This is a genomic window from Salinispora tropica CNB-440, assembly GCF_000016425.1.
Lineage (GTDB): Bacteria > Actinomycetota > Actinomycetes > Mycobacteriales > Micromonosporaceae > Micromonospora > Micromonospora tropica.
The window spans coordinates 1,554,190-1,569,251 of the sequence record NC_009380.1 but is presented as its reverse complement, the minus strand read 5'-3'; the positions used below and the strand labels follow the sequence as shown (position 1 = coordinate 1,569,251).

At 71.5% G+C, this 15,062-nt stretch carries 13 protein-coding genes; 3 read left to right on the top strand and 10 right to left on the bottom strand.

Annotated features, from left to right (window positions below):
• Positions 1-24: 24 nt before the first annotated feature.
• The 3 genes from pgsA to STROP_RS07010 all read right to left on the bottom strand — a co-directional run bounded on the left by pgsA (position 25) and on the right by STROP_RS07010 (position 3,134).
• Positions 25-594: a CDP-diacylglycerol--glycerol-3-phosphate 3-phosphatidyltransferase gene (gene pgsA / locus STROP_RS07020; protein ID WP_011905296.1), complete on the bottom strand. Its 570-nt coding sequence runs from the start codon at positions 592-594 to the stop codon at positions 25-27.
• Positions 591-2,114 (bottom strand): 30S ribosomal protein S12 methylthiotransferase RimO, encoded by a 1,524-nt coding sequence (rimO, locus tag STROP_RS07015; protein ID WP_011905295.1) that lies wholly within the window; start codon positions 2,112-2,114, stop codon positions 591-593. The genes pgsA and rimO overlap by 4 nt, the downstream gene beginning before the upstream one ends.
• Before the next feature lie 99 nt (positions 2,115-2,213).
• Complete coding sequence (locus tag STROP_RS07010; protein ID WP_026275844.1) at positions 2,214-3,134, bottom strand: ornithine cyclodeaminase family protein; 921 nt, start codon at positions 3,132-3,134, stop codon at positions 2,214-2,216.
• 82 nt (positions 3,135-3,216) lie between these two features.
• Between STROP_RS07010 and STROP_RS07005 the strand changes: the two genes are divergently transcribed.
• Positions 3,217-3,531: a DMT family transporter gene (locus STROP_RS07005; RefSeq protein ID WP_011905293.1), complete on the top strand. Its 315-nt coding sequence runs from the start codon at positions 3,217-3,219 to the stop codon at positions 3,529-3,531.
• 49 nt (positions 3,532-3,580) lie between these two features.
• Here STROP_RS07005 and STROP_RS07000 read toward each other — a convergent pair whose 3' ends face one another.
• Positions 3,581-6,046, bottom strand: a complete 2,466-nt coding sequence (locus tag STROP_RS07000) for a DNA translocase FtsK (RefSeq protein ID WP_011905292.1) — start codon at positions 6,044-6,046, stop codon at positions 3,581-3,583.
• Positions 6,047-6,158: 112 nt separating this feature from the next.
• Here STROP_RS07000 and STROP_RS06995 point away from each other — a divergent pair, with 112 nt between their 5' ends.
• Both STROP_RS06995 and STROP_RS06990 read left to right on the top strand, forming a co-directional pair.
• The gene (locus STROP_RS06995) at positions 6,159-6,635 is read left to right on the top strand and encodes a type III secretion system chaperone family protein (protein WP_011905291.1); all 477 of its coding nucleotides are present in this window, start codon (positions 6,159-6,161) and stop codon (positions 6,633-6,635) included.
• Positions 6,632-8,266: a type III secretion system chaperone family protein gene (locus STROP_RS06990; protein ID WP_011905290.1), complete on the top strand. Its 1,635-nt coding sequence runs from the start codon at positions 6,632-6,634 to the stop codon at positions 8,264-8,266. Before STROP_RS06995 ends, STROP_RS06990 begins: the two co-directional genes overlap by 4 nt.
• Before the next feature lie 35 nt (positions 8,267-8,301).
• Here the strand turns inward: STROP_RS06990 and STROP_RS06985 are convergent, their stop codons facing one another.
• From STROP_RS06985 to STROP_RS06960, 6 genes are all read right to left on the bottom strand, one after another.
• Positions 8,302-9,990, bottom strand: coding sequence for a ribonuclease J (locus tag STROP_RS06985; protein ID WP_011905289.1), 1,689 nt, complete (start codon positions 9,988-9,990; stop codon positions 8,302-8,304).
• 52 nt (positions 9,991-10,042) lie between these two features.
• Entirely contained in the window at positions 10,043-10,969 is a 927-nt protein-coding gene (dapA, locus tag STROP_RS06980; protein WP_011905288.1) for a 4-hydroxy-tetrahydrodipicolinate synthase, read from the bottom strand.
• 46 nt (positions 10,970-11,015) lie between these two features.
• Positions 11,016-11,759, bottom strand: a complete 744-nt coding sequence (gene thyX / locus STROP_RS06975; RefSeq protein WP_011905287.1) for an FAD-dependent thymidylate synthase — start codon at positions 11,757-11,759, stop codon at positions 11,016-11,018.
• 200 nt (positions 11,760-11,959) lie between these two features.
• On the bottom strand, positions 11,960-12,562 hold the full coding sequence (locus STROP_RS06970) for a DUF2752 domain-containing protein (protein ID WP_011905286.1): 603 nt from the start codon (positions 12,560-12,562) through the stop codon (positions 11,960-11,962).
• Positions 12,559-13,788: a winged helix-turn-helix domain-containing protein gene (locus STROP_RS06965; RefSeq protein ID WP_026275417.1), complete on the bottom strand. Its 1,230-nt coding sequence runs from the start codon at positions 13,786-13,788 to the stop codon at positions 12,559-12,561. Before STROP_RS06965 ends, STROP_RS06970 begins: the two co-directional genes overlap by 4 nt.
• Positions 13,789-13,798: 10 nt before the next feature.
• Positions 13,799-15,037 carry a glycosyltransferase 87 family protein gene (locus STROP_RS06960; protein ID WP_011905284.1) on the bottom strand — a complete coding sequence of 413 codons (1,239 nt, stop codon included), beginning with the start codon at positions 15,035-15,037 and terminating at the stop codon, positions 13,799-13,801.
• Positions 15,038-15,062 lie beyond the last annotated feature (25 nt).

Genomic DNA, 15,062 nt, shown 5'->3' with positions numbered 1-15,062 from the left:
CGCTCCCCCTTCGCCGGGCCCTGGTCAGCGCGAGTGCCGCCGCCGCAGGCGCAGCGCCCGCACCACGTAGTCGACGCCACTGACCACCGTAACCGCCACCGCGGCACCCATGACCCATGGTCCGACCAGGTCCAGCGGCGCCGGCATCGGCCAGAGATACCAGACGATCGCGAGAGTCTGCAGGGCCGTTTTGATCTTCCCGCCCCGACTGGCGGCGATGACGCCGTGCCGGATCACCCAAAACCGCAGCGCGGTGATGCCCAGCTCCCGAAGGAGGATCGTTCCGGTCACCCACCACGGAAGCTGGTCGTAGAAGGAAAGCAGCAGCAGCGCGACGCCGGTGAGCGCCTTGTCCGCGATCGGATCGGCCACCTTTCCCACCGAGGTGACCAGCCCGAAGCGACGAGCGATCCACCCGTCCGCCAGGTCGGTGAAGGCAGCCCCGACGAAGATCAGGCAGGCCGCGATCCGCCAGCCGACGTGGGTCATCTCGGAGGCGATCACCGAGGCCGCGAAGACCGGCACCAGCACCAGCCGCAGCAACGTCAACGCGTTGGCGGCGTTGAGCACCGGCACCCGAGGAGCCGCCGTCACCGTGCCACGCCAGGCGCCGCCGAGATCATCGCGTCCGGTACGGCGACCAGGTCCACACCCTCCGTGGCGGTGACCGTGCATTCCACCAGGTCACCGGGGCGCAGGGCAGTCAGATCCACCCCGCCACCGACCGGCGCGACCAGGGTGGTCGAGCCATCCACCTCGGGAGCCTGGTGCGCAGCACGGCCTTCCACGACACCGCCGTCGACGGAGTCGACCAACACCTGCACCGTCGAGCCGAGCCGCTGCTCGGCCCGCTGCGCGCAGAGCTCGTCGGCGAGCGCGCTGAGCCGGTCGTAGCGGCGCTTGACGGTGGCGGTGGTGACCTTGCCGGACAGACCGGCGGCCTCGGTGCCGTCCTCGTCGCTGTAGTCGAACACCCCGATCGCGTCCAGCCGCGCCTCCTCCAGGAAGCGGACCAGCTCAGCGACGTCAGCCCGGGTCTCGCCGGGGAACCCGACGATGAAGTTGCTCCGCGCGCCGGCCTCCGGGGACAGTGCCCGGATGCTGCCCAGCAGCTCCAGGAACCGGTCGGTGGAGCCGAACCGACGCATTCGCCGCAGCACCGCCTCGCTGGAGTGCTGGAACGACAGGTCGAAGTACGGGGCGACGCCCGGCGTGGTGGCGATCGCCTCGACCAGACCGGGGCGAGTCTCGGCCGGTTGGAGGTAGCTCGCCCGCACCCGGACGATGCCGTCCACCGCGGCGAGCTGGGGCAGCAACTTCTCCAGCGCCCGCGGGTCGCCCAGGTCCTTGCCGTAGGAGCTGGAGTTCTCACTGACCAGCACCAGCTCACGCACCCCGGTCCTGGCCAGCCACTCCGCCTCGGCGAGCAGCGCCTCCGGCGGGCGAGAGACGAACGCGCCGCGGAAGGCGGGGATGGCACAGAAGGCGCACCGTCGGTCACAGCCGCTGGCCAGCTTGAGCGACGCGACCGGTCCGGTGTCGAGCCGGCGACGCAGCACCGGACGAAGATGCGCCGGCGTGTGCTCGTCGACCTCGATCGGAGCGGACCGCGCACCGGGCTGCGCCACGGCCGCCGGGGTACCGTGGCCCGGTAACGACACCGCCGCCTCCCCACGCCGTACCGGGGTGAGCGGAAGGAGCTCCCGCCGGTCCCGCGGGGTGTGCGCGTCGATCGCGGTTCCGGCGAGCACCGCGCCGAGTCGATCGGAGATATCCGGATAGTCGTCGAAGCTCAGCACCGCCTGCGCCTCGGGCAGGCTCTCCGCGAGCTCCCGCCCGTACCGCTCGGCCATGCACCCCGCCGCCACCACCTTCGCGCCCGTTTCGGCGGCGGCCAGTAGCGTCTGGATCGAATCCTGCTTGGCCTTCTCGACGAACCCGCAGGTGTTCACGACCACCACGTCGGCGCCTTCACCGTCGGTGGTCACCTGCCAGCCGTCGGAGTGCAGCCGGGCAGCCAGCTCCTCGGAATCGACCTCGTTGCGGGCGCAGCCCAGGGTCAGCAGGGCGACGCGGCGGCCGTCGGCGGGTGCGGGAGGGGTGGCAGACACCATCTGAGGGTACCGGGCGCGGGTCTCCCCCCCGGCAACCGCCAGCGGGCGGCCTCGACCGGGCGCCCGTCCGGGCCAGCCCGCCGGAACCTCACCGGCGGGTCAGGTCGTCGCCGCGACCCGGACCATGCGATCGAGCAGGAAGACCTCAGTGCCGGCCAGGCCAGTCGAGCAGAAGGCGGAGATCTGGTCCGGGCTGGTTCGACCGGGCACCGCCCCGGCCAGGACCGCGCCCAGGTCGCGCAGCCGTCCCGCGTACGGAGGCAGGGCGGCGAGCATCGGCGGGGTGTACCCGACCGCCTGAGCTGGTGAGTCGGTGACCAGCACCTCGGCCCGGTCCAGCAGGTCGGGTCCGAACTCGTGCCGGTCGACCTGCTTGAAGCCCACCGCGTTGACGTGTGCGCCGGGCGCGAGGTCCGCGGCGTCCATCACCGGGGTGGTACTGGTCGTGGCGATCACCACGATGTCCCGGTCGGCGACGGCCGCCGCGGCCGAACCGACAGCCCGGGCCGGGACGCCCAGTTCGGCACGGATCCGGTCGGCGAACGCCGTACGCCGCGCCGCCGAGCGGCTGTGCACGCTCACCTCCCGCAACGGTCGGACCGCCGCGGCGGCCCAGACCTGCGTCCACGCCTGCCGGCCCGAGCCGACCACCCCGAGCGTGGCCGCGTCCGAGCGGGCCAGCGCGTCGATGGCGACCCCGCCCAACCCACCCGTACGGCGGGAGCCCAGTTCCTCCCCGACCGCGACCGCCCGGACGACACCGGTGCGGGCGTCGTGCAGCACCACCACCTGCTCGCCCTCCGGCAGCCCGAACGTGTCGTAGGACCGGAAGCCGTACCACTGACCGACGAGGTGCCCGGCGGTGAGCACCATCCGGCCCCCGTCCAACGGCGCGGTGGCTCGGGGCGGAGCGACCAGTCGACCGTCGTGGGCAGCGCGCAGCGCGTCCCGCATCGCGGCGATGGTCGTCGGGGCGTCGAGCGCGGCGGCGACCTCAGAGTCGGTGAGAAGCAGCGGCATGGACTGATACTGCAAGGTGAAGTCAGGTTGAGATCCATACCTGGTGGCGAATATCACCTCGCCGAGCTGCTACGGTCCCGCGATGGCCTGGATCGTGCTAGTGATCTCCGGACTCCTCGAAACCGCATGGGCCATCGCCCTCGACCGCAGCGCCGGCTTCAGCCGGCTCGTGCCCACGATCGTCTTCGCAATCACGGCCGCCCTGAGCATTACCGGCCTCGCCTACGCGCTCCGCGAGATTCCCGTCGGCACCGGCTACGCGGTCTGGGTCGGCATCGGCGCGGTCGGTACCGCCATCGTGGGGATGGTGGCGCTCCACGAGTCGACCAGCCTGCCCCGAATCATCTGCCTGCTGTTGGTGATCTCCGGCGTGGTGGGCCTGAAGATCTACCACTGACGGCCGGACCAGAGCCAGACCGGCCCGCCGGGCGCAACGGCGGTCGCGGTCAGTCGTCACCGCCGCGCAGGCCGACCAGAACCTCCGTCAGCTCGTCCGGCTTCACCAGCACATCCCGGGCCTTGGAGCCCTCCGAAGGGCCGACCACACCGCGGCTCTCCATCAGATCCATCAGCCGACCCGCCTTCGCGAAACCGACCCGCAGCTTGCGCTGAAGCATCGAGGTGGAGCCGAACTGCGAGGTCACCACCAGCTCAACCGCCTGCACCAGCAGGTCGAGGTCGTCGCCGATGTCCTCGTCGATCTTCTTCTTACCCTCCTGGGCCACGGTGAGCACATCCGACCGGAACTCCGGCTCCCGCTGCTCCTTGCAGAACCGCACCACATCGGCGATCTCCCGCTCGGTCACCCAGGCGCCCTGGATGCGCAGCGGCTTGGCGGCGCCCATCGGCAGGAAGAGACCATCACCGCGACCGAGTAGCTTCTCCGCGCCCGGCTGGTCCAGGATGACCCGCGAATCCGCCAGCGACGAGGTGGCGAAGGCGAGCCGGGACGGCACGTTGGCCTTGATCAGACCGGTCACCACGTCCACCGACGGACGTTGCGTGGCGAGCACCAGGTGGATGCCGGCGGCCCGGGCGAGCTGGGTGATCCGGACGATGGAGTCCTCCACGTCACGGGGGGCGACCATCATCAGGTCGGCCAGCTCGTCGACGATCACCAGCAGGTACGGGTACGGCCGCAGTTCCCGTTCACTGCCGGGTGGGGCCGTGATCTCACCATTGCGGACCTTGCGGTTGAAGTCGTCGATGTGCCGCACCCCGTTGGCGGCGAGATCGTCGTAGCGCATGTCCATCTCGCGCACGACCCACTCCAACGAGTCGGCCGCCTTCTTGGCGTTCGTCACGATCGGCGTGACCAGGTGCGGGATCCCCTCGTAGCCGGTCATCTCGACCCGCTTCGGGTCGATCAGCAGCAGCCGCACCTCGTCCGGGGTGGCCCGGGTCAGGAGGGAGACCAGCAGTGAGTTCAGGCAGCTCGACTTTCCCGCGCCGGTGGCCCCCGCGATGAGGATGTGCGGCGTCTTCGCGAGGTTCGCCACCACGTAGCCGCCCTCGATGTCCTTACCGAGCGCGACCATCATCGGGTGGTGGTCGCTGGTGGCCGCCCGGGAGCGCAGCACGTCGCCGAGGGCGACATTCTCCGGATCGGTGTTCGGGATCTCCACGCCGATCGCGCTCTTGCCCGGGATCGGGCTGAGGATACGCACGTCCGGCGACTTCACCGCGTACGCGATGTTGCGGGAGAGCTGGGTGATCCGCTCCACCTTGACACCGGGGCCCACCTCGACCTCGTACCGGGTCACCGTCGGCCCCCGAGTAAAGCCGGTGACCGCGGCGTCCACGTCGAACTGCTCGAACACCCCGGTCAACGCGGCGATCACCTCGTCGTTGGCCCGGCTGCGCTTCTTTGGGGCGGCACCACTGCCCAGTAGGGTCGCCGGCGGCAGCGCGTAGTCGCCCGCCAGCCCGGTCAACGCGAGCTGCTCGGCCCGGGTTGGCAGCGGCGAGTGCTCCGGCGGCTCCGCCGGCTTACGGCTGGCCGGCACCTTCGCCGACGACTTTCGGGGCAGGACGAGTGTCTCCTGTAGATCCGCGCCCGCCAGGTCATCAGCGAAGTCCTCCGGGTCCGGCGGTGGTGGCGGCGTCCGTTTCGCCGCACGTCTGCGCACCGGCTTGCCGGTCTCCGCCGCGTCCCCCTCGGTCGTCTCCTCGGCGGCCGGGGTACCCACCACCACGCCGGCCAACAGACCGAGCCGCTCCGGAATCTTGTTAATCGGGGTCGCAGTGACCACCAGCAGCCCGAAGACCAGGAGCAGCAGCAGCAGCGGCACGGCCACCCAGGCCGTCACCGCCCGCTCCAGCAGGCTCCCCACCCCCGCGCCGACCAGGCCGCCCGCGAAGTCCCGCTGCGCCTGTGAGGCCGGCTCCTGCCCGATGTGCAACAGCGCGGCCGTAGCGACCAGCATGGACCCCCAGCCGACCAGCCCCCGCCCACGGTGCTCGGGAGTGGTCGGCTCCCGCATCAGCCGCCAGGCACCGATCATCAGCAGCACCGGCACCACGACGGCGATCGCACCGAGAAACAGCCGGACGGAATCGGCCAGCCGCTCCCCGACCGGTCCGGCCTTGGCGAACCAGATGCTGGCCGCGCTGAGCAGCGCGAGGCCGAGCAGCAACAGCCCGGCGCCGTCGCGCCGATGCTCGGGGTCGAGCCCACGGGCCGCGGCGGCCTGCCGGCCGGCAGCGCGAACCGACCAGCCCACCCCGTGCGCGAGGCCCATCCACAGTGCCCCGAGCGCCCGGCCCACGGAGCCGGCCGGGTTGGTACGGGCCGGCGGACGACGCTTGGCGGCAGCGCGGGGCTTCTTCGCCGGCTGCCGGGCACGGTTGTTCGTGCTGCCTCGTGGCGACGCGCCGCGCCGCCGACTCGCCTGAGAGGTACGGCCCGCCATAGCATCAACCTAGCGGCGGTACCCGGCGGATCGCCGCTATTTCAGGTCGTGTCCGCGCGTCGGCACGCGAATCCGCCGCCGGTCGTGATATTCGCCTCAGAAGGGATGCCGTATGGCGTCGCCGACCGGGGACATTCCGGACCGCCTCCTGGGCGGCTACCCGGGCGCCCTAAGCCCGCTCAGCGGTGAGCTGATCGCCACCGTGCTCACCCACCGGGGATACCTGGTGGAGACCGACCCAGCCGGGGAACTGGTCGGCCGCTGGGCCGACAGCCTCATCTGGTTCCTGCGGCCCGGGACCGCCGGAGAGCTACTCCAGGTACGCACCGTCGTGGCACCCACGTTCCCGATCGAGTACGTGCCCGCGCTGCACGCCTTCTGCAACGCCTGGAACCACGACCGGCTCTGGCCCAAGGCGTTCGTGCACGTCGAGGATGACGGTCGGGCGCGAGTCTGCGGGGAGGTCATCACCGACCTCGAACGCGGCGTGACCCCGCACCAACTCGACCGGCTCCTCGACCGCGGCATCACCACCGGCTGCCAGCTCGCCGCCGACGTGGCCCGGCTGCCCGGCGGGGTGCGGTCGTGATCGGGCAGCCCGGCGGCCGCGGGCTGGAGGAGTTCGGCTGGCCGGGGTGGCCACCGCGCCGCCAACGACCCGGGCGGGACGGCCGCCCCCTCGCCGAGGAGTTGGCCGACGCCCGGGACTCCCCCGACGGCGAGGCCCGCAGCGCCGAGCTGGAACGGATCGCCGCGCGCGCCGACGCCGCCGGCGACGACCATTCGGCACTGGACGCCCGGCTCGCGCTGATCGAGACCTACCTGCTCGACGAAGGGCGGTGGCGCCTGGTCGAGCCGGTCCGCCGCTGCCTCGCCGCCCTGGACCGCCGGCCCGACCTGCTGCCACCCGACGGCCATGAAACCCTGGCCCGCTACCGGCGGTACGCCGTCGAAGCCCTGCTCGGCAGCCCGCGTGGTGGCCTGGACCAGGCCCGCGCCCTCCTCGACGACCTCGGAACCGCCGACACCGCTAGCGTCGCCGAACTCTACTGCCGGATCGCCGACCACCTCGGCGACGAGCCCACCGCCCGGTCCTGGTACGACCGCTGGGCAGCGACGCCCGCCACCCCGGCCGACGGTTGCGTCAGCTGCGCCGCCGTCCGACGGGCGGAGCTCCTCGCCGGTTGGGAGGAGTGGTCCGCCGCGCTGGACGTCCTGGCCGGCGTCGACCCGGACGACTGCACCGGAGCACCCGAGCGGGGGCTCGCCGCGGGGATGCTGCCGTGGCTCCGAGTCGGCGCGACGGAGTCAGCTGCGGCGGCGCACGTGCACGCGTACCAACGGCACCGACGTGAGCGGGCCGGCTTCGCGCACCTCGCGGCGCACCTGCGCTTCTGCGCGCTCAGCGGGAACCCGGTCCGCGGGTTGGCCCTCCTCACCGAGCAGCTCCCCCGGCTCGATCGGGCTCCCGACGAGCTGTCCGCGATGGAGTTCGCCGCCGCCGGGGCGCTGGTGTGCGGGGTCGCGGTCGCCGCCGACCTCGGCGAGCAGCAGGTTCGCCGCCCCGCGTACGGGCAACGGCCCGCAGCCGACCTCGACGTCGCCGCTCTCGGTACCACGCTGACCGACCTGGCGACCGGGCTCGCCGGCAGCTTCGACGCGCGCAACGGTACCGGGCACCAGTCCGGGCGGGTCGCGTCCTGGCTGGACGAGCGGGGCGCAGCCGAACAAGCCCTGGCCAACCCGGTAGCCCTGCCGTTCGAGAGCCCGGACGACGACGAACCCGACCGCGAGCCGGACGACCAACCGGACGACCATCCCGTCCCGCTCAGTCTGGCAGCGATCACCACCGCCCTGGACCGACGCGGCGACCGGTACGTCCTGGACGCCACCGACACTGTCGTGGGGCGCTGGGGCGAGGCGCTGATTCAGGTACGGCGGGCCGGCGAGCGCGGCGAGATCCTGCACGTGCGTGCCGTGGCCAGCCGCCGGCTGTCGGCCGACCGACGCGCCGAGGCGTACGCGTTCTGCAACGCCTGGAACCAGGACCGACTCCTACCGACGGCGTACGTGCACGACTCCGGTGCCGAACTGGTGCTGGCCGGTGATGTCAGCACCGACCTGTCCCACGGGGTCGCGCCCACCCAGCTGGATGTGCTGCTGGCCGCCGCGGTACGCACCGGCTCGGCGTACGCTGACGCGGTCGCGGAGCTGCCCTGACCCAGGCCGGCTCCCCGACGTCGCCGCGCCTCGGCTCAGACCTCCACCACGTTCGGCACGATCATCGGCCGGCGGCGGTACGCGTCGTTGACCCACCGCCCCACCGTGCGGCGCACGATCTGCTGTAGCTGGTGCGGGTCGGTGATGCCGTCGGAGGCCGCGCGGTTGAGCGCCTCGGTGATCAACGGCACTACCGGGCTGAATGCCTCCGGATCCTCGGAAAAGCCCTTGGCGGAGACGGTCGGCCCACCAACCACCTTCCCGGTGACCGAGTCGACCACGACGGTGGCCGCGATGAACCCGCCGTCGCCGAGGATCCGTCGCTCGGTGAGCAGCGACTCCGACACGTCCCCGACAGCGAGGCCGTCAACGTAGACGTACCGGCTTTTGACGTGCCCGACGAGGCTGGCCCGCCCCTCGACCAGGTCGACCACGTCGCCGTCCTCACAGAGCACCACCCGATCGGCGGCGACGCCGGACTCGACGCCCAGCCGGGCGTGGGCGCGCAGGTGCCGCCACTCCCCGTGGACCGGCATCAGGTTGCTCGGCCGGACGATGTTGAGCAGGTAGAGCAGCTCGCCAGCGGGGGCGTGCCCGGAGACGTGCACCTTGGCCACGTCCTTGTGCACAACGACGGCACCCGCTCGGGCGAGCCGGTTGATCACCCGGTAGACCGAGGTCTCGTTGCCGGGCACCAGCGAGGAGGCGAGCACCACGGTGTCGCCGGGGGCGATGGTGATGTGCCGGTGATCACCACTGGCCATCCGGCCCAGCGCGCTCATCGGCTCGCCCTGACTGCCGGTTGACATCAGCACGATCTGGTCGGGCGGCATGCTGGTGGCCTCGTCGAGCCCGACGACCAGGCCGGGTGGGATGTTCAGCAGGCCGAGGTCGCGGGCGATGCCCATGTTGCGCACCATCGATCGGCCGATCAGGGCCACCTTGCGGCCATGCTCCACAGCGGAGTCGAAAACCTGCTGGACCCGGTGTACGTGCGAGGCGAACGACGCGACGATGATCCGGCCCCGGGCCTTGGCGAAGATCGAGTCGAGCACCGGGCCGATCTCCCGCTCCGGCGTGACGAAGCCAGGAATCTCGGCGTTGGTGGAGTCGGACAGGAGCAGGTCCACCCCCTCCGCGCCGAGTCGCGCGAAGCCAGCCAGATCGGTGATCCGGCCGTCCAGCGGGAGCTGGTCCATCTTGAAGTCACCGGTGTGCAACACCAGACCGGCCGGGGTACGGAGGGCCACGGCGAGCGCGTCCGGGATCGAGTGGTTGACCGCGAAGAACTCGCACTCGAAGGGGCCCAGCTGCTCCCGACCGCCCTCCCGCACCGTCAGCGTGTACGGCTGGATCCGCCGCTCGGCGAGCTTCGCCTCAACCAGGGCGAGGGTGAACTCCGAGCCGACCAGCGGGATGTCCGGCTTGTGGGCGAGCAGGTACGGCACCGCGCCGATGTGGTCCTCGTGGCCGTGGGTGAGCACGATCGCCTGCACGTCGTCGAGACGGTCCAGGATCGGGGCGAAGTCGGGCAGGATGAGGTCCACGCCCGGCTGCTCCACGTCCGGGAAGAGCACGCCGCAGTCAACGACCAGCAACTTCCCGTTGTACTCGAAGACGGTCATGTTCCGACCGATGGCGCCGAGCCCGCCCAGCGGGATGATCCGCAGCCCGCCCTCGGGCAGCGGTGGCGGCAGTTCTGTCTCGATCCGCGCCTCGGTCACGCGTTCACCTCATTCTGCGACGCCGTCACCCGGCGTCCGTCGTGTCGTTCGTTCATTCAGGGAGGTCCAGGCCCGCCGCCGCGCAGTCGACGCGGAGCTGGGCAAGCTGGTCGACGGTCGCGTCGACCAGCGGGGAACGGACCGGGCCAGCGGGGAGTCCCTTCGCCGCCAGGCCGGCCTTGACCAGGATCACGCCCTGAGTCCGGAAAATGCCCGTGTACAGCGGCAGCAGCTGGCGGTGCAGGGCGAGCGCCGTGGTGTTGTCCCCCGCGTCGAACGCCCGGATCATCTCCTGGGTCCGCGCCCCGGTGAAGTGGGTTGACGTGCCAACCACTCCGACCGCCCCGACCGCCAGCGCGGGCAGGGTGAGTGAATCCTCGCCGCTGTAGAAGGCCATACCGGTCCGGCTGGTCACCCAGCTGGTGGCGGTCAGGTCGGTCTTGGCGTCCTTCACCGCGACGATCCGGCCGTGCTCGGCCAGGCGCACGAGCGTCTCGGTCTCGATCGCTACCCCGGCACGGTGTGGAATGTCGTAGAGCATCACCGGCAGCCCACCGGCATCGGCCACCGCGGTGAAGTGTCGCACCAAGCCCTCCTGCGGCGGCTTGCTGTAGTACGGCGTCACCACCAGCAGACCGTGTGCACCGGCCTTCTCCGCGCCGGCGGCCAGCTCGATCGTGTGCCGGGTGTCGTTGGTCCCGACCCCGGCCACCACCTTGGCTCGGTCACCGACGGCCGCGACGACCGTCTGAATCAGGCGTTCCTTCTCCGCGTCCGTCGTGGTCGGCGACTCGCCGGTGGTGCCGTTGACCACCAGCGCGTCGTTGCCCTGCTCATCAACCAGGTAGTTCGCCAACCGCGTCGCACCGTCCAGGTCGAGCGCACCCTCGGCGGTGAAGGGCGTCACCATGGCCGTGAGCACCCGCCCGAACGGCCGGGAGGCCACCCGGAGGGGACTGTCAGGGAGGTCACTCGTCATGCGTCCAACCTAGCGGACGGCTTCCGATCCCCCGACGGGGAAGGGCTCAGGACACCTCCGCGTGCGGGCTGGCCGCCACCTCGGAGCCGTCGGGCAAGGAGGAGATCACGAAGTCGTTGAAGACGTTCGGGGCCACCCCCTGCAGCTGGCGGAGGCACTCGACGGCCAACTCGCGGATCTCCACGTCGGCGTGCTCGGTCGCCCGCATGGCGATGAAGTGCCGCCACGCCCGGTAGTTACCGGTGACCACGATGCGGGTCTCGGTGGCGTTCGGCAGCACCGCCCGCGCCGCCTGCCGCGCACGCTTACGGCGCAGGGTGGCGTTGGGCTCGTCGGTGAAGCGCTGCTCCAGCCCCTCCAACAATTCGGTGTACGCCCGCACGCTCGCCTCGGCGGCCTCCACGAACCGCTTGTGCAGCTCCGGGTCGTCGGCGATCACGGCCGGCTCGACCATCGCGGCGTCCCGCTCCGGCACGTACCGCTGGGACAGCTGCGAGTACGAGAAGTGCCGGTGCCGGATCAACTCGTGGGTGAGCGACCGCGACACCCCGGTGAAGTAGAAGCTCACCGAGCCGTGCTCCAGCACGCTCAGGTGGCCCACCTCGAGAATGTGGGCGAGGTAGCCGGCGTTGGTCGCCGTCGCCGGGTTCGGCTTCTTCCAACTCTGGTAACAGGCCCGCCCAGCGAACTCCGCGAGCGCCTGTCCCCCGTCGGCGTCAGTTGACCACTCAACGTCGTCTGGGACCGCGAATTGGGTCCACGCAATGAGCTTGACCTGGGGCTGCACCATGTCCGGCATTCCTGCGACTGTAGTGGCGCGACCGGCGCAGACGGAAATCGGACCCCGCCGGCAGCAGATCGGACGCGGCCAGCGCACACGCCGCGCCGACCGGGCCGGGCGGGCGGGGGCGCGAGAGCAGGCGGCGGGCGGGTGGTGAGCGCCACGCAGGGTCGACCGGGACGACAGCGAGCAGCCCGAAGGAGAGGGAGTCAGACGTAGAGCGCGGTGAACGGCGCCCAGGGCAGGTTACGCACCACCGAGAAAGCCAACCAGGCGGCCAGGAAGACCCCGATCAGCTTGTTGCTGATCCGCAGCTCGGGCAACCGCCACCCGAAGGCCTGCCGGCCCGCCCACGTCACGAACAGGTACGCCAGGAAGGGCAGCGCGAAGACGAGGAGGACATGGTGCCGGGCAGCTGCCGGCAGGTCCGCATGCAGCAGGTACCAGAGGGCCCGGGTGCCGCCACAGCCCGGACAGTCGAGCCCGGTCGTCAGCTTGAGCAGGCAGGTGGGGGCCGCATCCGGCGCGGACCGGGTCGGATCGAACAACAGCGTGTAGCCGATGCCGGCGCCGACACAGCCCAGGGCGGCCAGCGGCACTGCCCAGCGAGGCGAGCGCTCCTGGAGGCGGAGCACGAATCGGGTCAGTCGGTCCGGCTGCGGGACCGGATAGGCCGGCACCGCCCCCACCGGCCAGCCGTCGGGCGCGACAGCGCCGTCAGACGGCCCGCCCACACCGTCGGGATGGGCCGGGGCATCAGTCGCCGCGGCGGCCCGGCTCTGCGGCCCGTCAACGCTCGTCACGTCGATCACGGTACACCCGCCACGCTCTTCAGGGCGGCGGCCAGCGGCACCGCCAGGTCACCCGCCCCCGGTGGTGCCACGGCGTCCAGGCCCAGCCAGCCGGCGAACCGGTGCAGCTCGGCGGCGAGCGCGAACGCCGTCTCGCCCGGGTCGACGCCGGGCTCCTGCCAGGCTGCCGGCACGAGAAGCACACCGCTCTTCCGGTCGGCCTTCAGGTCGACCCGAGCGGTGAACCGCTCCCCCTGGAGAAACGGCAACACGTAGTAGCCGTGCACCCGCTTCGGTGCCGGGACATAGATCTCGATGCGGTAGCTGAAATCGAACAACCGCCGGGTGCGGCCCCGCTCCCAGACCAGCGGGTCGAAGGGGCTGACCAGCCGGTTGCCCCGCACCCAGCGGGGCAGCCGGGCCTCGGCGTGCAGCCAGGCCGGCTGCCGCCAGCCCGACACGGTCACCGGGATCAGCTCACCGGCCTCCGCCAGCTCGGCGATCGCCGCCCGAGCCTCAGCCAGCGGCAACCGGAAGTAGTCCCGCAGCTCGGGCTCCGCCGCCACCCCGAGGGCACGGGCGGCCACGGCCACCAGCGTCCGGTACGCCTCAGCGTCGCTCGGGGTGGGCGCCGCCAAGACAGCCGCCGGCAGCACCTGCTCCGGCAGGGCGTAGCGGCGGGCGAAGGACGTCGTGCGCTCCGCGGCCGTCACCTCGCCGGACCAGAACAGGTACTCCACCGCCCGCTTCGTCGTGGACCAGTTCCAGCCCCAGTTGCCGGTCACCCGGTCAGCGTCGTGCTCGATCTCCGCGGCAGTGATCGGGCCCCGGGCCGCTACCTCGTCCCGGACCCACGCCACCAGGTCCGGGTTCTCCTCGGCGACCCGGCGCATGCCGCCCCAGGCCTGGCTCTTGGCGCGCGCCATCCGCCAGCGCAGCGCCGGCTGCAACGCGACCGGCACCAGCGACGCCTCGTGTCCCCAGTACTCGAAGAGTTCCCGGGGGTGGCGGTACGCAGCCGCGTCGAGCAGCGCCGTCGGGTAGGGGCCGAGGCGGCTGTAGAGCGGCACATAGTGTGCCCGCTGGAGCACGTTGACCGAGTCCAGCTGGATCAGGCCGACCCGGTCCAGCACCCGGCGCAGATGCCGGCGGGTGGGTACACCGGTCGGCGACGGGTCGGTGAAGCCCTGGGCTGCCAGGGCGATCCGTCGGGCTTGGGCGAGCGAAAGCGATTCCGGCGCGGTCATCACGGGGACACTAGGTCACGGGTACGACACCGGTCCGGGCCCGGCTGCCCTCGTCCGGCCCGGCAACCTCGACCGCGGCCCGGTCCACCGCGGGCCGGATCGGGAGAAACGCCAGCAGCGCCAGGCTGATCCAGACGTACACGTTGCTGCCGAGGAAGCCGTCAATCCCGGTGAAGTCCCGCTCCCAGGCCCACACGATCCGGCTGATCAGGAACGCGTACGCGACACTCACGACAACCAGCAGCCGACGGCGCCGATGGCTACCGGCGGGCGCGGCCATCGCGTTGTCCACCAACAGGATGAGCGCCGGCAGCAACCAGACCAGATGGTGCACCCAGGTGATCGGGCTGATCAGACACATCAGCACACCGGTCAACGCCAGCCCGGTCGCCTCGTCACCGGCCGCCACCGCAGACCGGGCGCGCCACGTCCAGAGCGCCAGTACGGCCACCACCAGCACCAGCCAGACGACGGTGCTCGGATCCTCCGGGTTCAGCCGGGCCACCACCCCACGCAGTGACTGGTTGGAGACGAAGGAGAGCTCACCCACGCGGTTGGTGTTCCACAGCGCCTCGGTCCAGAACTCCCGGGAGGCATTCGGGAAGAGGGCGGCGGCGAGCAGGGTGGCGCCGGCGGCGGTGCCCATCGCGGTTACCGCCGCCCGCCAGCGCCCGGTCACCAGCAGGTAGACGATGAAGATCCCCGGGGTCAGCTTGATCGCGGTGGCCAGGCCGATGGTGGCGCCGGCCCATCGGCTGCCGGACGGCAGTAGCCGAAGCAGATCCACCGCCACCAGGAACAGCAACAGCATGTTGACCTGGCCGAAGTTCACTGTCTCCCGCATCGGCTCGTACGCCGCGGCGAGGCAGAGCGCTACCGCGATGGCGAACCAGCGGGTCCAGCCGGCACGGCGCGAGATCGGGTCAAGCAGCCACCAGAACAGCACCAGGGTGACCGCCACGCTCGCGGAGACGCTCAGCACGATCGCCACCGTCCAGGAGACGTACGCCATCGGCAGCATGACCAGGGCTGCGAACGGCGGGTAGGTGAAGCCGTACTGGGTGAACGGGCGCAGGAAGTCGTAGATCTCTCCGCCGTCGTGCACCCAGTAACGGATCGCGCCGTAGTAGACCCCGAGGTCAAAAAACCCATGCCGCATGGCCGCCACGGACAGGAAGAGGGCCACCCCGACGGCGAGCCCGGCCACACCGATCACCTGTCTGACCGTCCGCCTGGCACCCTGCGCCATCGTCGCCTCCTCCACCCTGCGTAGG